Annotated in this window: 21 protein-coding genes and 1 pseudogene; 8 read left to right on the top strand and 14 right to left on the bottom strand. The window is 70.2% G+C overall.

Features of this window, described 5'->3' with window-relative positions:
- Nucleotides 1–141: 141 nt before the first annotated feature.
- Together QH276_RS33835 and QH276_RS33830 are read right to left on the bottom strand one after the other, a co-directional pair.
- Nucleotides 142–1,422: an MFS transporter gene (locus QH276_RS33835; RefSeq protein ID WP_280396590.1), complete on the bottom strand. Its 1,281-nt coding sequence runs from the start codon at nucleotides 1,420–1,422 to the stop codon at nucleotides 142–144.
- Nucleotides 1,419–2,789 (bottom strand): MBL fold metallo-hydrolase, encoded by a 1,371-nt coding sequence (locus QH276_RS33830; RefSeq protein ID WP_280396589.1) that lies wholly within the window; start codon nucleotides 2,787–2,789, stop codon nucleotides 1,419–1,421. The genes QH276_RS33835 and QH276_RS33830 overlap by 4 nt, the downstream gene beginning before the upstream one ends.
- Before the next feature lie 159 nt (nucleotides 2,790–2,948).
- Between QH276_RS33830 and QH276_RS33825 the strand changes: the two genes are divergently transcribed.
- Nucleotides 2,949–3,629, top strand: coding sequence for an ArsR/SmtB family transcription factor (locus QH276_RS33825; protein WP_280396588.1), 681 nt, complete (start codon nucleotides 2,949–2,951; stop codon nucleotides 3,627–3,629).
- A 79-nt stretch (nucleotides 3,630–3,708) separates the two neighbouring features.
- Nucleotides 3,709–4,968 carry an MFS transporter gene (locus QH276_RS33820; RefSeq protein ID WP_280396587.1) on the top strand — a complete coding sequence of 420 codons (1,260 nt, stop codon included), beginning with the start codon at nucleotides 3,709–3,711 and terminating at the stop codon, nucleotides 4,966–4,968.
- 21 nt (nucleotides 4,969–4,989) lie between these two features.
- On the opposite strand, the gene QH276_RS33815 is transcribed toward QH276_RS33820, so the two are convergent.
- Together QH276_RS33815 and QH276_RS33810 are read right to left on the bottom strand one after the other, a co-directional pair.
- Nucleotides 4,990–5,418: a spore germination protein GerW family protein gene (locus tag QH276_RS33815; protein ID WP_280396586.1), complete on the bottom strand. Its 429-nt coding sequence runs from the start codon at nucleotides 5,416–5,418 to the stop codon at nucleotides 4,990–4,992.
- Nucleotides 5,415–6,074 carry a class I SAM-dependent methyltransferase gene (locus tag QH276_RS33810; protein ID WP_280396585.1) on the bottom strand — a complete coding sequence of 220 codons (660 nt, stop codon included), beginning with the start codon at nucleotides 6,072–6,074 and terminating at the stop codon, nucleotides 5,415–5,417. Before QH276_RS33810 ends, QH276_RS33815 begins: the two co-directional genes overlap by 4 nt.
- Nucleotides 6,075–6,154: 80 nt before the next feature.
- Between QH276_RS33810 and QH276_RS33805 the strand changes: the two genes are divergently transcribed.
- A complete protein-coding gene (locus QH276_RS33805) occupies nucleotides 6,155–6,628 on the top strand; it encodes a MarR family winged helix-turn-helix transcriptional regulator (RefSeq protein WP_280396584.1) in 474 nt (157 codons plus the stop codon).
- An 84-nt stretch (nucleotides 6,629–6,712) separates the two neighbouring features.
- On the opposite strand, the gene QH276_RS33800 is transcribed toward QH276_RS33805, so the two are convergent.
- The 4 genes from QH276_RS33800 to QH276_RS33785 are packed head-to-tail and all read right to left on the bottom strand — an operon-like array spanning nucleotide 6,713 to nucleotide 8,990.
- Nucleotides 6,713–6,895 carry a hypothetical protein gene (locus QH276_RS33800; protein WP_280396583.1) on the bottom strand — a complete coding sequence of 61 codons (183 nt, stop codon included), beginning with the start codon at nucleotides 6,893–6,895 and terminating at the stop codon, nucleotides 6,713–6,715.
- Nucleotides 6,896–6,932: 37 nt separating this feature from the next.
- A complete protein-coding gene (locus tag QH276_RS33795) occupies nucleotides 6,933–7,571 on the bottom strand; it encodes a class I SAM-dependent methyltransferase (protein WP_280396582.1) in 639 nt (212 codons plus the stop codon).
- 43 nt (nucleotides 7,572–7,614) lie between these two features.
- On the bottom strand, nucleotides 7,615–8,283 hold the full coding sequence (locus QH276_RS33790; protein WP_280396581.1) for a TIGR04282 family arsenosugar biosynthesis glycosyltransferase: 669 nt from the start codon (nucleotides 8,281–8,283) through the stop codon (nucleotides 7,615–7,617).
- Nucleotides 8,284–8,318: 35 nt separating this feature from the next.
- Nucleotides 8,319–8,990 (bottom strand): glycosyltransferase family 2 protein, encoded by a 672-nt coding sequence (locus tag QH276_RS33785; RefSeq protein ID WP_280396580.1) that lies wholly within the window; start codon nucleotides 8,988–8,990, stop codon nucleotides 8,319–8,321.
- A gap of 221 nt (nucleotides 8,991–9,211) precedes the next feature.
- Between QH276_RS33785 and QH276_RS33780 the strand changes: the two genes are divergently transcribed.
- From QH276_RS33780 to QH276_RS33770, 3 genes are read left to right on the top strand one after another with little or no spacing between them, the layout of a single operon-like run.
- Nucleotides 9,212–10,441, top strand: coding sequence for a hypothetical protein (locus QH276_RS33780; protein ID WP_280407021.1), 1,230 nt, complete (start codon nucleotides 9,212–9,214; stop codon nucleotides 10,439–10,441).
- 10 nt (nucleotides 10,442–10,451) lie between these two features.
- Nucleotides 10,452–11,165 (top strand): response regulator transcription factor, encoded by a 714-nt coding sequence (locus tag QH276_RS33775; RefSeq protein WP_280400984.1) that lies wholly within the window; start codon nucleotides 10,452–10,454, stop codon nucleotides 11,163–11,165.
- Complete coding sequence (locus QH276_RS33770; protein ID WP_280400983.1) at nucleotides 11,158–12,177, top strand: sensor histidine kinase; 1,020 nt, start codon at nucleotides 11,158–11,160, stop codon at nucleotides 12,175–12,177. The genes QH276_RS33775 and QH276_RS33770 overlap by 8 nt, the downstream gene beginning before the upstream one ends.
- Before the next feature lie 279 nt (nucleotides 12,178–12,456).
- On the opposite strand, the gene QH276_RS33765 is transcribed toward QH276_RS33770, so the two are convergent.
- From QH276_RS33765 to QH276_RS33755, 3 genes are all read right to left on the bottom strand, one after another.
- Nucleotides 12,457–13,506, bottom strand: coding sequence for an NAD-dependent epimerase/dehydratase family protein (locus QH276_RS33765; RefSeq protein ID WP_432278698.1), 1,050 nt, complete (start codon nucleotides 13,504–13,506; stop codon nucleotides 12,457–12,459).
- Nucleotides 13,507–13,582: 76 nt separating this feature from the next.
- Nucleotides 13,583–14,188: a DUF3558 family protein gene (locus QH276_RS33760; protein WP_280400982.1), complete on the bottom strand. Its 606-nt coding sequence runs from the start codon at nucleotides 14,186–14,188 to the stop codon at nucleotides 13,583–13,585.
- Nucleotides 14,189–14,216: 28 nt separating this feature from the next.
- Nucleotides 14,217–14,813, bottom strand: coding sequence for a DUF3558 family protein (locus QH276_RS33755; RefSeq protein ID WP_280400981.1), 597 nt, complete (start codon nucleotides 14,811–14,813; stop codon nucleotides 14,217–14,219).
- Nucleotides 14,814–14,933: 120 nt separating this feature from the next.
- On the opposite strand from QH276_RS33755, the gene QH276_RS33750 reads away from it, so the two are divergent.
- A complete protein-coding gene (locus QH276_RS33750) occupies nucleotides 14,934–15,932 on the top strand; it encodes a zinc-binding dehydrogenase (protein ID WP_280400980.1) in 999 nt (332 codons plus the stop codon).
- Nucleotides 15,933–16,042: 110 nt separating this feature from the next.
- Here the strand turns inward: QH276_RS33750 and QH276_RS33745 are convergent, their stop codons facing one another.
- From QH276_RS33745 to QH276_RS33735, 3 genes are all read right to left on the bottom strand, one after another.
- Nucleotides 16,043–16,600 carry an SRPBCC domain-containing protein gene (locus QH276_RS33745; protein ID WP_280400979.1) on the bottom strand — a complete coding sequence of 186 codons (558 nt, stop codon included), beginning with the start codon at nucleotides 16,598–16,600 and terminating at the stop codon, nucleotides 16,043–16,045.
- Between the two features lie 62 nt (nucleotides 16,601–16,662).
- On the bottom strand, nucleotides 16,663–16,986 hold the full coding sequence (locus QH276_RS33740; protein ID WP_280400978.1) for an ArsR/SmtB family transcription factor: 324 nt from the start codon (nucleotides 16,984–16,986) through the stop codon (nucleotides 16,663–16,665).
- A gap of 384 nt (nucleotides 16,987–17,370) precedes the next feature.
- Nucleotides 17,371–18,150: a nucleotidyltransferase domain-containing protein gene (locus QH276_RS33735; protein ID WP_280400986.1), complete on the bottom strand. Its 780-nt coding sequence runs from the start codon at nucleotides 18,148–18,150 to the stop codon at nucleotides 17,371–17,373.
- A 166-nt stretch (nucleotides 18,151–18,316) separates the two neighbouring features.
- Between QH276_RS33735 and QH276_RS33730 the strand changes: the two are divergent.
- Nucleotides 18,317–18,468: pseudogene (locus tag QH276_RS33730) on the top strand (ABC transporter); the annotation flags it as partial.

The following is an 18,468-nucleotide window of genomic DNA, read 5'->3' as shown; positions in this document are numbered from 1 at the left end:
CCCCCCCCTCTCTCCCGCCGCCCCCCCCCCCCGCCCTCACCCCGCCCCCCCCCCCCCGCCCGGCGCGCGGGCGGGGGCCCGGGCCCGCCCCCCCCCCCCCCCCCCCCCCGGGCCTGACCGGCCGTTGTAGCGGTGGGTTGGTCAGGATGTACGGGCGGGGCTGGGATGGGTTTCATACATTCGAATCCCGACCGTGACTGCTGCGGCGGCGCTGATGACGGCGGTTACCCAGACGGCGGCGTGAAGTCCCATGAGATCTGCGGCGATCCCGCCGAGGACCGCGCCCACGGCGTAGCCGAGGTCGCGCCACACCCGGTAGACGCCGACGGCCCGGCCTCGCCAGGCGGGGTGGGCGACGTCGCCGATGACGGCGAGCAGGGTCGGGTACACCATCGCGGTGCCGAGCCCGAGCAGCACGGTCCCGGCCGCCCAGCCGCCGAATCCGTTGGAGTAGGCGATGAGCGCGAGTGCAACGGCTTGTAGTGCCATTCCGCTGGTGATGAGGTGTTTTCGTCCGATGCGGTCCGAGAGTGCGCCGGTGACCAGCTGGCCGGCGCCCCACACGCCCGGATACAGGGCGAACAGGAGCCCGATCTGGGCGACGGTGAGGTCGGCGGTGGCGAACAGTAGGGGGAACAGGCCCCAGGACAGACCGAAGTTGAGGTTGTTGACCAGCCCGGCGTGGCTGGCCGAGGACAGCGCGGGTTCTTTCAAGCTGGTCTGCACAGCGATCTCGCGGTCGGTGAGATCGGCGCGCAGATGGTCGTGGAGTCCGTCGCCACGCGATCTATGGCCCGCGGCTTCGAGGCGGGCATGGTCACGGGTCTCACGGACGAAGAACCCGGAGAGCAGCAGGGCCAAGGCGACGTAGGCGAGGCCGAGCAGGAACGGGGCAGGACGTAGTCCGTAGTGTTCGGCGAAGTAGCCGGCGAGCAGGGAGCTGACGGCGACGGCGCCGTAGCCGGCGGCCTCGTTCAACCCCATGGCCAGGCCGCGGCGAGCCGGGCCGACGAGGTCGATTTTCATGACCACGGTGGTCGACCAGGTCAAGCCCTGATTGATACCGAGCAGGACGTTGGCGGCGATAACCCAGCCCCAGCTGGGTGCGGCGATCAGCATCAGCGGCACCGGGAGGGCAAACAGCCAGCCGATCAGCAGGACCGGCTTGCGGCCGTAGCGATCGGAGAAGGTGCCGGCGAAGTAGTTCGCGATCGCCTTCGTGATACCGAAGGCGGCGACATAGGTGAAGATATAGGTGTAGCCGGTGAGCCCGAAGTCGGATTCGGCGAGCAGCGGCAGCACGGTTTGCTGCTGGCCGACCATCCCCCCGACCAGCGCGTTGACCGCGACGAGCAAGGTGAACTGGGCAGCGTTGCGCCGCAATCCCAGCACCGGTGCCCGGGAGGTGGTGGCAAGTTTCATGATTCGGTGACCAGCTCGTTTCCGGTAGCGCGGGCATAGTCGCCGGGTCCACCTTCGAGGACTCGGATGTCGGTGCGTCCGGCCGCGGCGAGAATGCCAGCCGCGGTCATGGCGCGTTCGCCGTGTCCACACATCACCAGCACCGGCCCGGCCGGTAGCTGCGGCAGGACGTCGGCGAGGGCGGCGAGCTCGATATTGCGGGCGGCGGGCACGTGTCCGGTGGCGAATTCGTTGCGTTGACGGATGTCGAGAACGATTTCGGGTGGGTCGGTAGCGATGCGGTCGGCGGCGGTCAGACGCACCGCGTCGGTTTCGGTGGCCCCGGTCCAGGCATTCATTCCGCCGGCGAGTTCGCCGGCGAGGGTGTCGAAGCCGACTTTGGCTGCCTCCCAGGCGATATCGTCGGCGCTCTGCCCGGGGTCGCGGATGATGACGACCGGCCGGTTGGGGTCGGCCAGCCAGCCGAGCCAGGTGGCGAATACGGGTCGCAGCGTGATCGACAGCGCCCCGGGGATGTGGCCGGCGGCGAAGTCGGCGGCTTCCCGCACATCGACGACCTGCGCGCCGTCGGCGACCAACTCCTCGACCTGGGTTCCGGTCAGCAGGGCGAGGTCGAGGGTTCCACCGAGGACGGCGGGGCCTTTGTGGTTGATCTCGCCGAGCCGGAGGAAGTAATCAGGGAAGGTGCCCAGAGAGGCGAGCAGGGCGTCGACGAACGCGTCTTCCCCGTCGACCTGGAGCAACGGGTTGGTCGCGCGTTCGTGGCCGATCGTGCTGACCCGCTCGGCATTCAGCGACGACGAGCAGAACGATCCGGCGCCGTGAGTGGGCCAGACCGGGGTGCCATCGGGCAGGGTCATCAACCGCTGCAGCGAGTGGTACTGGGCGCGGGCCAACGGCACGGTCTGCTCCGGGGAGACCAGGTCGGTGCGCCCAGCGGTACCCACCATCAGCGAGCCGCCGGTGAACACGCCCAGCAGCTTCTTGCCTTCGTAGAGCAGGTATGACAGGTGCTCGGGGGAATGTCCGGGCGTGAACAGCGCTTCGAGAGTGAACGGTCCCAGCTCGATCCGGTCGGCGTCGCCGAGCGCGGTGACGTCGAAGCTGCGCGGGCCGACCTCGGGTGCCAGCACGGTCGCACCGTCGGTCTCGGCGAGTTCGCGGGCGCCGGAGATGAAGTCGGCGTGCAGGTGGGTCTCCACCGCGTAGGCGATACGCAGCCCCAGCCGTTGAGCTTCGGCACGGACTTGCCGCAGGTCACGTTCCGGGTCGAGTACCATCGCTCGCCCGTCGCCCAGGTCCAGCAGGTAGGTCGAGTTGCCCAGTCCTTCGTCGATCACGGGAACGAGGATGAGTTCGGTCGGCATGCGGGGTACTCCTTCATCCAGTCGACACCAGTTAATCCAATAAACAATGGAATAATGCCTGATAGTATTCCATAAAACCTTGGAGGAACAAGTGCGGCGAAGGTGGTAGCCCCCGGGCGAGGCTCCGGTACTATATTCCACAGAAGATTGGAGGATCAGATGGTCGAGGGGAAGCGAGCCACGAAGACAGCGCTCTACGACGCGTTCGCCGCCAGCGGTAAAGCTCTGGCCAGCGGAAAACGCCTGGAGCTGCTGGACCTGCTGGCCCAGGGGGAACGAACCGTGGAGGCCCTGGCCAAGGCCGCCGGCCTCAACCTGACCACGGCGTCGGCGCACTTGCAGACCCTCAAGCAGGCCGGTTTCGTTGCCACCCGCCGCGACGGGGTCCGCATCCATTACCGGCTCGCCGGCGCTGATGTCGCCGCGCTGCTGATGCTGCTGCGCAAGGTCGCCGAAACCCATCAAGCCGCGGTGGCCCCGGCCCGCGACGCCTACCTCGGCCCCGCCGTCGGCAGCGAGCTGACCCGCGAGGAGCTGATCACGCGCAGCGCCGCCGGTGAGGTGCTGGTGCTCGATGTACGCCCGGCCGAGGAGTACACCGCCGGTCACATCCCCGGCGCGATCAATATCCCTGTGGCGGAACTGGCCGAGCGGATCGCCGAGCTGCCGGTGGATACCGACATCGTGGTCTACTGCCGCGGCGAATACTGTGCGCTGGCCTACGACGCCGTGCGCCTGCTGAACGATCACGGCCGCCGCGGCATCCGCCTGCACGACGGCATGCTCGAATGGCGCCTGGCCGACCTCCCTGTCGATACCGCGGACCTCGATCTCGTCTGAAACCGCCCCGGGCCGACCCCTTCGCGGGTGGTTGCCGGGTGATCGATCCGGGCCCGGAGCCCGCGAGGAAATGAGCAGTATGAGCACCACCACCCTCTCCGGGCGGCTTCCGGATCCTGTTCGCGCGCAACGCCGTATCCTCGCGGTGCTCGTGGCCGCACAGATCCTGTCCGGGGCGGGACTCGCTGCTGGGATCACCGTCGGCGCTCTGTTGGCCCAGGACATGCTCGACTCCACCGGCCTGGCCGGGCTGCCCAGCGCTCTGTTCACCATCGGCTCGGCCGCCGCCGCGGCCGCGGTGGGCCGGATCTCCGACCGCGCCGGCCGCCGCACCGGACTTGCCCTGGGCTACGCCACCGGCGCCGTGGGAAGCCTCGGTGTCGTCGCCGCCGCGGTCGCCGACAATGTGCCACTGCTGTTCGTAGCGTTCCTGGTCTACGGCGCCGGCACCGCCACCAGCCTGCAAGCCCGCTACGCCGGCGCCGACCTCGCCCGGCCCGCGCATCGGGCCCGCGCGATCAGCACCGTCCTGGTCGCCACCACCGTCGGCGCCGTCGCCGGACCGAACCTCGTGACATTGATGTCGAATCTCGCCGACACCTGGGGAATCCCGCCGCTATCCGGCCCGTTCGTCCTTTCCGGTCTTGCTTACGCGTTGGCCGGGCTCGTGCTGTGGATCCTGCTGCGCCCCGACCCGCTACAGCTGGCCCAGGCGCGCTCCGCAGAAACCGAGGAAAGCACCGACACCATCACGACGACAGCGGCGTCCCGGACGTGGTCGGCACCGGTTGTGCTGGGCGCGACCGTGATGGTGCTGACGCAGCTGGTGATGGTCGCGATCATGACCATGACCCCGATCCATATGCAGCACCACGGCCATAGCGTCGGCGCCGCCGGATTCGTCATCGCCGTCCACGTCGCGGGCATGTACCTGCCGTCACTGCTGTCCGGGGCGCTGGTCGACCGATTCGGCGCCGGACTCGTCGGCGTCGCCGCGGCCGTCACCCTGGTTGCCGCTGGTGTCGCCGCCGCGCTGGCGCCACCGTCGTCGATGGTGGCGCTGGCCGTCGCGCTGGGTCTGCTGGGGCTGGGCTGGAACCTCGGTCTGATCGCCGGGACCACCATGCTCACCGACGCCGTCCCGCTGGCGACTCGCGCCCGCACCCAAGGCACTGTCGACCTGTGCATCGCCATAGCCGGCGCAGGTGGTGGACTCGGCTCCGGAATGATCGTCGCCGCCACCAGCTATCCAGGGCTCGCCCTCGCCGGCGCAGCGCTCTCCCTGGCCATCGTCCCCGCCTTGGCCATCACCGCCCGCCGCCACACCTTGACCCGATAACCCATCCCGTGGGGTCGGTGGTCAGCGGAGATGCTTGCGGCGCAACCGAATCCAGGCGCGCACCGCCCGCGGGGCGGCGGCTCCGATCAGCAGCGCAGCAACCGGGAGCGCCACATCCACCCACGGATCGCGGATCGGCCGATACACCGCCGTCCCGCCCCGCAACTCGATAAAGCCCAGCGGCCGCACCTCCGCGCCGCCGCCACCGCCGCCACCCGCGCCGACCTTCTCCGCCCCCGACTCACCACCCGTGCCCCCGCCGAACCCGAACCCGGTCCGCGCCACCGGCACAATCGTCACGCCCTCCGCGGAGATCGGCTCCCCGAAAGCCCGCCGCACCGACGCCTTCCCGCCCAGTTGCTCCGCCAGCCGCTCCAGCATCCGGGCCGCCATCTCCGCCTGCCCACCGATCGCGCCGACAGGCTCAGGGCTTCTCGATTCCTCGGTCATCGTCTTCCCTCTCCGTTCGCCACCGCGGTCCCCAGCATGTGCTCCCCGCCCGGGAACGGAAATCGCATCGGCGGGAACACGAAACGCTCGACCTCGGTGATCTCGAAACCAGCCGCGACCAACGCGGCCGGGTGATCGCGGCCGGTGTGACAGCCGCCGTTGAACACCGGCCACACCGTGGCATCCAGCACCCGCTGTACCCGCCGCATCCCCGGCGACTGCGACCGGCCGTGCTCGAAAAACCGCACCACACCTCCCGGAGCCAGCACGCGCCGGGTCTCGGCCAGCGCCGCAGCAGGGTCGGCCACCGAACACAAAGTCAGACACCACACCACCGCATCGACACTGCCGTCGGGAACGGGGAGCGCTTCCGCGGCACCGTCGACCACCTCCATCGCAACATCCAGCCCGTCCGCTGCGGCCTGGGCCTGTTCCCGCAACCGCGGTTCGGGCTCGACAGCGATCACTCGCTCGACTTCCGACGGGATGTAGGCGAAGTTCGCGCCGTAACCCGCGCCGACCTCGAGCACACGCCCGGACAACCCCGCCCACAGCCGCCGCCGATATTCGCCTGCTCCCGCACGCTCCAGCGCCGGGCCCGCCAGCCCGGCATACGCCCGCGCGAACACCGGGCGCCTTATGGCTCTTTGCGGCATCTTTCGTCACCTTCTCCGACCGGTCCGGCCCTCCTGCACCGCACGCGTTACGCTGAACGAGAATAGGAGGTCACCACATAGTGAGGTCACTACACGATATAGCGGACAGTGGCGATACCGCCAGAGCCGCCACCGACCGGGTCTTCGAACTCGCCGAAGTGCTCGGCGCGATGATGCAGCGCGGCATGACCGAACGCGGCCTCACCCCCGCCCGCGCCCGCCTGCTCTGGGCCCTGCACCACAGCGGTCCCGTCACCCAGCGCACCCTCGCCGACCTACTCCAGGTCACCCCCCGCACCGTCACCGGCCTCCTGGACGGACTCGGCACCGACGGCTACATCCAGCGCGCCCCCCACCCCACCGACCGCCGCGCACAACTGGTCACTCTCACCGACCGCGGCCGCGACTTCACCACCACCCTCCAGCAAGGACGCGACAGCATGGCACAAACACTCTTCGCCGACACCCCTGCCGGCGACCTTCGTAACTTCCTGACCACCCTGGAAACAGTCGTCGCGACCCTGCGCCGAGAGGATCCCGGATCCGAGACCTGAACTCAGGCGCTGCGTGGTGCGTACATGATTACCGCGACACCGAGCAGACAGATGACGGCACCGGTGACACCCCGGTCCCCGTGGCTACCAGATGATGGCGCGGACAGTACCGCTGGACGAGTTGACCCGGTAGGTCCCGTGATTCCGACACCAGGTCGACCTTGCCGACGGCCGGCCGACGAAGTCCGAGACGAGAACATCGTCGTCATCGGCGATTCCGCCGGTGGCGGACTTACGCTCGACTTCGCCCGGCAGCTCCGTGATCACGCACGACACTGCCCGCCGCGCTCGTGCTTTTCTCGGTTCATCGCATTCGGCGCAGCCACGCGATGTGGCGACCGTGGATATCAGCGGTCCCGTGCAGTTCGAATCCGCCGGCACCGGCGAGGGCGTCCGCGTGATCGATCGCCGCCTCGGCCCAGGGGAACCAATCACCGGTATGGTCCCGGGTCTCCAAGCGGATCGGCTGGGATCTGATTCCTGTTCCCGGCGCGGCGAATTCTACTATCGCCACGCCACCGGGCCGGAGCAGCCGCGCCACCCGGCGCAGCATCCGGTGCGGATCACCACCGATTCCGATATTGCCGTCGGCGAGCAGCGCGTAGTGCCAGCGGCCATCACCCGGAAGCGGTCCGAAGACGTCGCGGGGTACGGCGGGCGCGCCCCGGCGGCGGGCCACCGCGATGGCGGTGGGGGAAATATCCACGCCCAGAGCCATCACGCCGCGGCGACAGAGGGTGGCGACTAGCCGGCCGGGGCCGCAGCCCAGGTCAACTGTGGGACCGTCACAACAGCCGACCAGGACCGAATCGACGCGCTCATCGGCCGCGGTGACGTGGTCGCCGCCGAGCCAGCGGCGCGTGGGCAACGGAGTGCGGTCGCCCTCGGCGGTGCGTACCCAGCATTCCCCTCCGGTGAGGGCCGGATCGAATCGCCCGATCATCACGCCACCTGCCTGCCGCCGAGCACGGTATCGACACCGCTGCTCACCGTACGATCCGCTCGCCGCTCAGGGCGCGGACCTCCGCGGCGAACCGGCCGCGGCAGCCGGCGGCGACCCGCAGCGCGTCGGCGTAGCGATCGACATCGTCGAGCAGCGGTAGGGTTCCTACCCGATAGCCGCTGTCCTGCAGCGCCTTCCGGGTCAACGCGCCGGTGCGGTCGGTGGACATCGGTACGCCGGTGAGCAGCCGGGCGGCCCGGGGATCGGAAAGTCCCAGCGCCCACCAGCCGCCGTCACCGGCCGGGCCGAGCAGTGCCTCGGCACCTGCGGCGAGCGAGCGGGCGGCCTCGGTGAGCACGCCGGGACTCACCTGCGGGGTGTCCATTCCGATCTGCAGGACCGGGAGCCCGGCGCGGGCGGCGTCGGCGTGCGCGTTCGCCAATCGGACGCCGAAGCATCCTCCCCGTTGTGGCGTGATCTCGAAATCGGCCAGCGTGCCATGGATTTCCGCACTGTACTCCGCTGTGTCCAGATCACCGGTGAGCGCGACGACCCGGGAGGCGGCCGGGCAGTCGCGGACCGTATCGAGTGTGTCCAGCAGCGCCGCGGCCGCCAATCTCGCCGCTTGTGCGGGGGTCAACGGTGGACTCAGCCTCGTCTTGGCGAATCCGGCAACCGGCGCCTTGGCGACAACCAAGATGGTCACGGGCATAGAACCACCAGGTGGCTGCCCGGGTATATCGGTGCTCATCGCAGGACCGCCAGAAAATCACGGGTGGCGCGCAGCGATCCCCGGGCGGACCCGGAAATCTTCGATTCCCCGCCGGTCCGCGGACGGTAGCTGATATCGATCTCGTGCACCACCCACCCGGCCGCGGCCGCCCGGACCAGCAGTTCGAGGGGGTATCCGAAACGGTCGTGCAGACGTCCCAGCGATTCCAGCTCACCCCGCCGGGCGACCCGCATCGCACCGATATCGTGCACGGGTAGCCCGTAGCGCCGGCGCAGCCGGTGGGCAACGACCCGGTTGCCGAGCCGGGTGTGCCAGGGCCAGGCCCCTCGCGCCACCGGCCGGCGCCGGCCAACCGCGAGATCCGCGCCGGCGTGCACCACCGCCACCAGACCAGGCAGCTCACCGGGATCCATCGACCCGTCTCCGTCGAGGAACGCGACGAATTCGGTCTCCGCGGCCGCGATACCGGCTTGGACAGCGGCACCGTAACCGGGCCGCATTTCGGTGACCACCCGTGCGCCGTACTCGGCCGCGACGGCCGCGGTGGCATCGGTCGACCCGTTGTCGACCACAATCGCGCCGTAACCGGCCGGGATCGCGGCCAGTACGCCCGGCAACGCTTCGGCTTCGTTGCGGCACGGGATCACTACGGTGACGCCGGCCGGTGCGCTGTCCTCTGTCGCCATGGCTGCCACGCTAGGCCCGAATCGGCCGGAAACCTGTGACAAAACAATGACGTCGTGTCCGGCCACCAGGTAGATCCGGCGTCACCGCGGGCGGCCGGGCCTAGGGTGGCCCTGTGCCGGATCCGATCGAACCCCTCGCTACCCGCCGCCGGGTCCGTGGTGAGCTGCTCGGCGCGGGAACCGCCGCACTGCTGGTGCTCGCGGCCTTCACCGTTCCGCACATGGCGAGCGAATCCTGGCGGGAGCGCTTGTTCGCCGGCGCCGCACCGATTTTCGGCTGGTGGTCACCGCATATCGGCTGGGGCACCGTGCCGGCAATCGCGCTGGCCGCGGCCGTGGTCGCGCAGGGGCCCGCACTGGCCCGGCGACTGCGCTGGCGACCGCTGCTCGGCGCCGGGTACGCGGCCGCACTCGCCTGGGCCTTCGCGCTGGCCTTGGTGGACGGCTGGGAACGCGGCTTCGCCTCGCGACTGGCCGACGGACACGAGTACCTCACCGAGGTGCCCGGGGTCACCGATATCCCGCTCATGCTCGACACCTTCACCGGCCGCATCCTGGACGGGCGGCCCGATTCCTGGACCACCCACGTTTCGGGTCATCCGCCGGGAGCGCTGCTGTTCTTCGTCCTGCTCGACCGGCTGGGGTTGGGCGGCCCGACCTGGGCTGGGATCGTCTGCGTAGTGACCGGCTGCAGCGCCCCGATCGCGGTGGCGGTTGCGTTGCGGGCGCTGGGCAGCGAGGACCGTGCCCGCGCCGCGTTCCCGTTCCTGGTGCTCGCCCCCGCGGCGATCTGGATCGCCGTGTCCGCCGACGCGATGTTCGCGGGTGTGACCGCGTGGGCGGTGGCCTTGCTCGCCCTCGCCGCGGGGGCCGGGCGACCTGCGCTATCCGCAGCCGTTGGCGCGGGTCTGCTGTTTGGTTTCGGGATCTACCTGAACTACGGGCTGGTGCTGATGGGTTTCGTGGCGGTGGCGGTGCTGGTGGCGGCCCGCACCGCGCGGCCGCTGCTGCCCGCGGTAGTCGGTGCGCTACTCGTGGTGGCCGCGTTCACGATTGCCGGCTTCTGGTGGTTCGACGGGTATCACCTGGTGGTCGAACGGTATTACCAGGGCATCGCGACCGACCGTCCGTACGGGTACTGGTGGTGGGGCAATCCCGCGGCGACCGTATGCGCGGTGGGTCTGGCGACGGCGGCGGCACTCCCTCGCACGCTCGCCCGCCTCCGCGCCCGCGAACCGGCGGCGCTGCTGGTCGCCGGGGCGCTGTGCGCGATCGCCGCGGCCGATATCAGCGGCCTGAGCAAGGCCGAAACCGAGCGGATCTGGTTACCGTTCGATATGTGGCTGCTCGTGGCGACGGCCTATCTCCCGGTCGCGCGGGCCCGTCCTTGGCTGACCGTGCAGGCCGCGGGGGCGCTGTTGCTGGTCCATCTACTGTTCACGAATTGGTGAGGGCGATCCGATGTGCATACTCGTGGCCGACGACGACCCGGTGGTCCGGGAGGTGGTGCGCCGCTACCTGGAGCGCGACGGCCGCACGGTCGTGGAAACCGGTGACGGCCGCGCCGCGTACGCCGCGCTCGCCCGGACCGGCACCACCGACGAGGTGGAGCTCGCGGTCCTAGATGTGATGATGCCGGAACCCAACGGCATCGAACTGTGCCGGGCGGTGCGCGCCGGGCGCCGCCCGGATACGCCGATCATCCTGCTCACCGCGCTCGGCGACGAGGACGACCGCGTACTCGGCCTGGAGGCCGGCGCCGACGATTACGTCACCAAACCGTTCAGCCCGCGCGAACTCGCCCTGCGCGTCGCCTCGGTGCTGCGCCGCAGTTCCCGGCCCGCGCCGGTGCCGGACCAGCAGCTGCTCCGCGACGGTCCGATCACCGTCGACCCGTCCGCCCAGCTGGTGTTCGCCGGCGATACCGCGCTCACCCTCACCCCGCGCGAATTCGATCTGCTCGTCTTCCTGCTGCGTAATCCGGGCCGGGTGTTCAGCCGGGAGAGCCTGCTGGAACAGGTGTGGGGCTGGGATTTCGGGGATCTGTCGACGGTCACCGTGCATATCAAGCGTTTGCGCGCCAAACTGGGGTCCCGGCACCGGATCGACACCGTGTGGGGTCGCGGCTACGCCTGGGGCCGCGCGGAGATCGCCGGGGAGCGGTCGGATGCCTGAGAATCTGCTGGAGATCATCGGATACACGCTGGCGTGTTCGCTGCCGGTGGTTCTCGCCGGGGCGCTGGCCCTGCGCGTACTACGTGACCGCTCGCTCACCGCGAGTATGGCGGTGCTCGTGCTCATCCCGACACTGGCGACCCTGGCCGGTATCACCGGTGTGAGCGGTTTGATGTTCACCGCAGAGTTCCGCCGCACCTCTCTGGTACTACTGCTGGTTGCGGCCGTCACCGTGCCCGCCGCGATCCTGCTGGGCCGGGAGCAGGCCCGCAAAACCGTGTGGGAGAAGCAGATCCGCGAGCAGGAACGCGCGGCCGAGCAGTCCCGCCGGGAGCTGGTGGCCTGGGTGAGCCATGATTTGCGGACTCCGCTGGCCGGTATCCGGGCCATGACCGAGGCGCTCATCGACGGCGTCGTCGCCGATCCCGCCGATATCGCCCGCTATGCCGGGCAGATCGAGCGGGAAACCCGGCGGCTGTCGCGGATGGTCGACGACCTGTTCGAAATGTCGAAGATCTCCGCGGGCTCCCTGCGTCTCGATCTCGAACCGCTCGACCTGCGTGAACTCATCGACGAGGTCTACGCCGCCCACCACGCCACCGCCGACCGGGCGGGTATCGGTTTCACCGCCGAACAACCCGCGGCCCCGCTCCCCGTCGCGGCCGACGACCACGCTCTGGGCCGGGTGCTGGCCAATCTGGTGTCCAATGCCATCGCCCACACACCGCCCGGCGGGAAAGTCGTGATCACCGCCGGCCGCGACGACGGGCATATCTGGGCCCGGGTCGACGATTCGGGACCGGGGATCGCGGACACCGATCTCCCCCGGATCTTCGACGTCGCCTACCGCGGCACCGCCGCCCGCTCACCGGTAGCGGAGAACGGTGTGCCGACGGGCAGCGGAATGGGCCTCGCGATCGCGGCGGGCCTGGTCCGGGCGCACAGCGGGGCGATCACCGCCGCCAACAGGGAAGTCGGCTGCCGGTTCGAGATCCGGCTACCCGCCGGATAGCGACGTACCCCGCCCGCGACCGCCGGTGTGGAACTCACCCGCCCGCCGAGGTCGCCGAAGCCGTCGACTTTCCTCCGCGCCGGGAAAGGCGGCGTTTCGACTCTCCGCAAGCCCGGCGGCGAGTATGCGCTTCGGGGCATGGAGGCAATCGCCGAGTGACCACAGCGAGCCGGGCTGCGCGACAGCCGGACCCGGCTCACGTGCCGCAGGGTCTCGCGGGCCACGGGCAGCGAGCTTCGCGCCCCGAGACCGCGCGAACCCCATCGGCCGAGGCTGGGATCAGCCGGTGGGTACACCTAGAGCTGCGGCCGGGCGGAGCGGGGCTGTGGCGAATTCGGCCAGGCCGGCCTCGGGGGTGACCTGCGCGGTGAATCCCAGCATGTCCCGCGCGCGGGTGGGGTCGGCGACGATATGCCGGACGTCGCCGGGCCGTGCCTCGCCGGTGATCACGGGCTCGGGACCGCCGTGGGCGGCGGCGAGGGTGCGGGCGACCTCTCCGATGGTGACCGGCCGGCCCGAGCAGATGTTCAGCGGCACGAAGCCGGGCAGACCGGTGTCGAGGGCCGCCAGGTTGGCGGCGGCGATATCGGTGACGTGTACGAAATCCCTCGTCTGGCCGCCGTCTTCGTAAACGCGCGGGGCGCGGCTGGCGGCGAGAGCGGACCGGAATATCGCCGCGACTCCGGAATACGGTGTATCCCTGGGCATTCCGGGTCCGTACACGTTGTGGTACCGCAGCGCGGTCACCGACGATCCGGTGAGGGCCGCCCAGGCGGACGCGTAATTCTCCTGCGCGACCTTGCTCGCGGCATACAGGCTGCGCGGCCGCGAGGGCGTGTCCTCCGGCACCGGCGTCCATTCGAGCTCCACCCCATCGGCTCGGTGCTCGAAACGACCGGCCGCCAGGTCTTCGGCACGGCGCGCACCCACGGCCACGAGACCCGCCGGCCCCCGATACGGCCCCTCGCCGTACACCACCATCGACGATGCCAGCACCAGTCGCGAGCAGCCCGCGCGCGCCATCGCCGCGAGCAGCACCGCGGTGCCGTAGTCGTTGTGCCCCGCGTAAGCGGGCGCGTCCTGGGCGTCGACCCCCGCACCCACCACCGCCGCCTGATGACAGACGGCATCGGCGCCCCGCAGCAGCCGGTCCAGCTCCACCGGTTCCCGGATATCGACCCGGCCCACTCCCGCCGGCGGGCGGGCGTCCGGGCCGTGCGCGGCCGGCAGCATGAGGTCGACGGCCACCACCTCGTGCCCGGCCCGCCGCAGCGCGGCATGAACATGGGAACCGATGAACCCGGCCGCGCCGGTCAGCAGTACTCGCACGGCACCGATCCTGCCCGCTGCGCCACCCGCGGCGGGAGAGCCACGGCGCCGATGTCACGAATTCGTCAGATCCGGGTCAGTCCATCTTTCCGGCGACAACAGTCGCGATATCGACGGCCTTCGCACACGGGTCCCAGTCCACACCGGTGCGGACCCCGCCGGCCGCCACCCCGACGCTGAAGGAACCGCCCGACGCCGGCCGGACACGAACACCGCAGCCGCTGCGGGTGCCGTCGGTGTGCGGATCGTCGGGTTTCACTACAGCGCGTTCACCGCCGATGGTGATCTGCCGTGCGCCCGGGGCCTGCTGTTCGCTGTCGGTGCTGTCGGATTGCGCCAGCGCGAACCGCACCGAGAACGCGCCGGCCTCCGAGGTCTGGACAGAATGCCAGCTGCACGCCGGAAGCGAGTTCGGGGGCGTTTCCGGCACCCCCTCCGGTCCGAGGACGAACCGGGCGGTGTCGTCGGCGTCCAGCACCGCGCACGGATGGTAGGTCAGTTCGCCGACCGTCCACGGGCGCTCCGGTACAGGTGGCTGCACGGGGACGACGACCGTGGTGGCCGGAGCCGGCGGAGTGGTGTCGCAGGCCCCGGCCAGTGCGCTTGCCGCACAGACGATGAGCACGATCACGGGCCGCCGCACCCCGAGGAGGTTCGTCATCAGCCGTTCCGGTGCGATCACCGCAGTTCCCCTTGTCCGCCGGTGCCGCTCACTGCGTTCGCTCCGCGACCACAGTGGCGATCTCGACGAGCGTGTCGCAGTCCTGCGGTGTGCTCATCGCGCCGGGCTCGTAGTCCGCGGAAAGCTGGAAGAGGCCCCCCGATCGGACCGATACGTGCACGGTGCAGCCGAGCGGCGGCACCGCATCGTCGACGAACAGGAAAGCCGGCCGGTCCGCGACCGTGAGCGTCCGGGTGTCGTCGGGGCTCTTCTCCCGGTACACGTCTGCGGTCACCTCGTAGTTGCCGTCGTGGTCCGGTACGAAACCGAGCGTGTAAGGCCGGTCGGCGCCGTCGCGGCTCTGCCAGGAACAGTTCGGCAGCTGCGGTGGCGTCCGCGCCCGGCCGGGACTTTCCAACGCGAATCGTGCGAGCTCGGGCTCCGCGAGGACGACGCACGGATGGTAGGTCAGTTGCGCCATCGTCCACGGCGCGGCGGGCGGCGGCATGCCCGGCCCGGGTACCTCGACGACAACGGTTTCCGGTGCCGCCTCGGTCGTTTCACAACCCGCCGTACCCGCTACGAGCACCGAAGCAGCGGCGACGGCCCCGATCCCGCGCCACCGGGCCCGGACAGTGTTGCGCATCTCGACCTCCCTCCTGCCGGGAATCCAACCAGATTTCGCCCGGTATCGCCGCCGGATTTGACCTCAACATAGATCGAGGTTTCAGACTGGTCCGCGGACAACGAACCGAGGAGGCTCATCATGCGGGCAGTGCAGGCCAAGGAATTCGGCGCACCCGAGGTGCTCGAACTACAGGAGATCCCGGCGCCGGAACCGGGACCGGGACAGGTGCTGGTGGATGTCACCGTGGCCGATGTGATGTTCCTCGATACCCGGCTGCGGTCGGGCTGGGGCACCGATTTCTTCCCGGTGCGGCCCCCGTACATCCCGGGCGGCGCGATCGGCGGGACAGTGCGCGCGGTCGGGCCCGGGGTCGGCACGAACTGGGTCGGCCGGCGCGTCGCCGCCCGCACCGCGGCAAGCGGAGTCGGCCGCGGACTACCTATCGGCGGATACGCCGAGCAGGCGCTCGCCGGCGCCGAGGCGATCACCGAGGTTCCGACCGGAGTGAGCCTCGACCAGGCGACCGCGCTGGTTCACGACGGCCACACCGCGCTCGCAGTCTTCGACCGCGCCGCCGTGCGGCCGGGCGATACGGTGCTGATCACCGCGGCGGCCGGCGGGCTGGGCACCCTGCTGATCCAGCTGGCCCGGCAGACAGGCGCGCGGGTGATCGCGGCGGCCCGCGGTGCCACGAAACTCGCGCTCACCGAACGCCTAGGCGCGCACACCTCGATCGATTACTCCGAACCCGGCTGGACCGACCGCGTCCTGGCCGTCACCGGCGCTCAGGGGCCCCGCGTGGTGCTCGACGGCGCCGGCGGCGGACTCGGTGACGCCGCCCTGGCAATCACCGGCAGTGGCGGGCGGTTCATCGGCTACGGGGCGGCCGCGGGTGAATTCGCCGGAACTGCGTCGGCGGGCGCGCGGCAACGCGGTGTCGATGTGGTGGGTCTGCACGACCTGAACACGGGTGACGATCACCGCGCCGCCTACGCCGCCCGCATCCTCGACGCGGTCGCGGCCGGCTCGATCGAAGTGGTGGTCGGCCAGGCCTACCCGCTGGCGGAGGCCGCCCGGGCACACGCCGCCATCGAAGACCGCACCGCCCTCGGCCGCACCTTGCTGCACATGGACTGACCGGCAGCCGCTACCACCTCCGGGCCCGACCCGCTCATGCTGTGCTCATCGCGGCACGAGCGGGGGCCCTACGTGGTCACGCTGCGCTACCGCCTCCGGGCCTGACCCGCTCATGCCGGGGCCGCGTCGACGGCCTCGGTGTAGCGGCGGCGCAGTGCGGCCATGACGTCCGGGGCAGGCATTTCGATCGGCCGGCCGTCCAATGAATCGACCAGTTCGTCGAGGCAGACGTGGTATCCGGCGGCGGTGCCGGACAGTCCGTGCGGGCCGGGCGTACCGAACCACACCGTGCAGACCAGCCGGGTGCCCTGCTCCGCAGCGAACAATTCGAAGCGCAGATGTTCGTCGTCCCAGAGGAACTCGAACACGCGCGGCGGTTCCCAGGTGAGGATCCGGCCGGGCAGTTCCGGATCGTCGAGGTCGATATCCATCTCGGTCAGCTCCGCCGACGCCTGTTCCACCGCCTCGGGCCAGAAACGGAACCGGATCTCGGCGCCGGCCCGGCGTTCACCGAGAATATCGGCCGGGAACCAGTGGCGGAGATGATCGGATTCGGTGATCGCGCGCCACACCTTGGCGGGCGGATGCGCCAGGATACGTTCGTAACGCGTGCCCACGCGATCGCCGTCGCGCAGCACCTCGCCGAGTCGCTGGGTTACTCCGGTCATATCACTCCTCCGGTGCGGGTTCATGGGGTCCATGGAGGCGGTGGCGACAGTTTCGCCGCATATCACTCCTCCGGTTCGTCGGGCAGGGTGTCGAGATAGGTTTCGAGATCGTCGAGCCGGTCGGCCCAGATCTCGCGGAACGGGGCCAGCCACGCATCGACCTCCCGCAGCCGGCCGGAGTCGAGCGCGTAGTGGCGGCGCGGACCGTCCACCCGGACCCGCACCAGTGCCGCCGCGTCCAGCATTTTCAGATGTTTGGACACATTGGGTTGCGCGGTGCCCAGCGCGCCGACGAGATCGCCGACGGTGCGCTCACCATCGCGCAGGAGGTCGAGAATCCGCCGCCGCGTGGGGTCGGCGAGAACCTCGAATACATCGCGTGCCACGGCACAGATCATTCCCCATAAGGAATATTCCTGTCAAGGAATACGTCCGAGTCTCGCGCCTTCTTTGATCGCCCGCCCACAGAAGGTGTAGCGGAACGGCTTTGACCAGCGATAAATCAATGCAAGGGGGGTTGGTACAAGGTTCGATCTCGGAAGGAGGTGAGACCCATGGGTTCCTTCGGATTCGATCTCGGTGTCGGCCTCGAGCTGTTCTTGAAGTGGCTGGCCGTCACATTCGGACTCGGTGTCGGCATCAGCTGACCGCGGGGCCCGAACCCGGCCGGCGCGGTCCGCCACCCGTTCCGGCCACCGAGGCGGTGGGCAGCGCACCCGTGTCCCGCACTGCCCACTGTCCCGGCTCCGCGGCCACCGAACCGGCCGCGGTCAGCCCGCCGTCCGGTCGACGGTGCGGCGCACGAACGACAGGAATTCGTCCACCTCGCCCGCAGGCAGGGCGAGGGCGCGCTCGCGTGGCTGTTCGAAACTCCGCAACGCCTCGTCCAGCAGCGGACGGAAGCCGCTCTCGGTGGCGGCGATCGATCGTCCCGCCGCCCGTTTGGATATCCAGCGTCCGGTACGGCAGAAGTACACCGCCCGGCACCCGTTCAGCACCCGGTTGTCCGCGAGATGACCTGTACCCGCAGCATGTTCGTGTACCGATGCGGCAACAGCAGCCAGCAGCTCATTCCGCCGAGGTGCACTCAGTACTTCCCGGATCGGGCGGCCGGCGAGCGTCCACCCGCTCTGCTGCCCGATCGCCCGGTCGATCACATACCAGAAGCCGGGCGCTGTGGCCGATTCGAAGTCGGCGACAGCGGGCAGCAGGGACCCGGTATTCAGATTGAGCAGATACCCCGCTCCCGGCGCACCCGCCGCGGCGAACGCGGCGTCGTACACCACCAGTTCCAGCCCTGCCGCGGGACAGCGGAACCCGGAATGCGCCAGCACATCCGCCAGCTCGTGCGCCGCCTGCGCGGGCGCCGCCGGCTCCACCACCACCATGACATCGATATCGCTGCGCCCGTGCCGGTAATCGCCCAGCGCCAGCGACCCCACCGCCGCGACACTCACCAACTGGTCCCGGTACACGGCCCGCACCCGCCGCACCAGCTCCGCCAGATATCGCTCCACCTCCGCGGGCACACCCTCCGGTCGGGAATCCATCACCCTTCGACGGTAGGACATCCGCCGGCCCCGAACCGCCACCGGTCGACCCGGGCACGCCACCGTTGCGGCGAAGTTCCGCCGGGTCGGCACGAACGGGTTGCCGTCCGGTGGCGGCCCGAGCCGCACCAGCCGGCCGGCCCCCGCCCGCCGGCGGGGGGGGGCGCGGGGGCGGGCGCGGGCGCTGGCGGCCGATCCGCCGGTACTGCTGATGGACGAACCGTTCGGCGCGGTCGACCCGATCACCCGGGCCCGGCTGGAGGACAGCCTGCTGGCCATCCAGCACGAACTCGGGAAGACCATCGTGGTCGTCACCCA

Origin of the sequence: Nocardia carnea, assembly GCF_029869215.1 — a bacterium.
GTDB classification, from domain to species: Bacteria; Actinomycetota; Actinomycetes; order Mycobacteriales; family Mycobacteriaceae; genus Nocardia; species Nocardia carnea_B.
This window is presented reverse-complemented; position numbering and strand designations above follow the sequence as displayed.

Excerpts from the sequence above, each read along its gene's own strand:
- QH276_RS33835 (WP_280396590.1), bottom strand. The coding sequence starts at position 1,422 with ATGAAACTTGCCACCACCTCCCGGGCACCGGTGCTGGGATTGCGGCGC.
- QH276_RS33830 (WP_280396589.1), bottom strand. The coding sequence starts at position 2,789 with ATGCCGACCGAACTCATCCTCGTTCCCGTGATCGACGAAGGACTGGGC.
- QH276_RS33825 (WP_280396588.1), top strand. The coding sequence starts at position 2,949 with ATGGTCGAGGGGAAGCGAGCCACGAAGACAGCGCTCTACGACGCGTTC.
- QH276_RS33820 (WP_280396587.1), top strand. The coding sequence starts at position 3,709 with ATGAGCACCACCACCCTCTCCGGGCGGCTTCCGGATCCTGTTCGCGCG.
- QH276_RS33815 (WP_280396586.1), bottom strand. The coding sequence starts at position 5,418 with ATGACCGAGGAATCGAGAAGCCCTGAGCCTGTCGGCGCGATCGGTGGG.
- QH276_RS33810 (WP_280396585.1), bottom strand. The coding sequence starts at position 6,074 with ATGCCGCAAAGAGCCATAAGGCGCCCGGTGTTCGCGCGGGCGTATGCC.
- QH276_RS33795 (WP_280396582.1), bottom strand. The coding sequence starts at position 7,571 with ATGATCGGGCGATTCGATCCGGCCCTCACCGGAGGGGAATGCTGGGTA.
- QH276_RS33790 (WP_280396581.1), bottom strand. The coding sequence starts at position 8,283 with ATGCCCGTGACCATCTTGGTTGTCGCCAAGGCGCCGGTTGCCGGATTC.
- QH276_RS33785 (WP_280396580.1), bottom strand. The coding sequence starts at position 8,990 with ATGGCGACAGAGGACAGCGCACCGGCCGGCGTCACCGTAGTGATCCCG.
- QH276_RS33780 (WP_280407021.1), top strand. The coding sequence starts at position 9,212 with ATGGCGAGCGAATCCTGGCGGGAGCGCTTGTTCGCCGGCGCCGCACCG.
- QH276_RS33775 (WP_280400984.1), top strand. The coding sequence starts at position 10,452 with ATGTGCATACTCGTGGCCGACGACGACCCGGTGGTCCGGGAGGTGGTG.
- QH276_RS33770 (WP_280400983.1), top strand. The coding sequence starts at position 11,158 with ATGCCTGAGAATCTGCTGGAGATCATCGGATACACGCTGGCGTGTTCG.
- QH276_RS33755 (WP_280400981.1), bottom strand. The coding sequence starts at position 14,813 with ATGCGCAACACTGTCCGGGCCCGGTGGCGCGGGATCGGGGCCGTCGCC.
- QH276_RS33750 (WP_280400980.1), top strand. The coding sequence starts at position 14,934 with ATGCGGGCAGTGCAGGCCAAGGAATTCGGCGCACCCGAGGTGCTCGAA.
- QH276_RS33745 (WP_280400979.1), bottom strand. The coding sequence starts at position 16,600 with ATGACCGGAGTAACCCAGCGACTCGGCGAGGTGCTGCGCGACGGCGAT.
- QH276_RS33735 (WP_280400986.1), bottom strand. The coding sequence starts at position 18,150 with ATGGATTCCCGACCGGAGGGTGTGCCCGCGGAGGTGGAGCGATATCTG.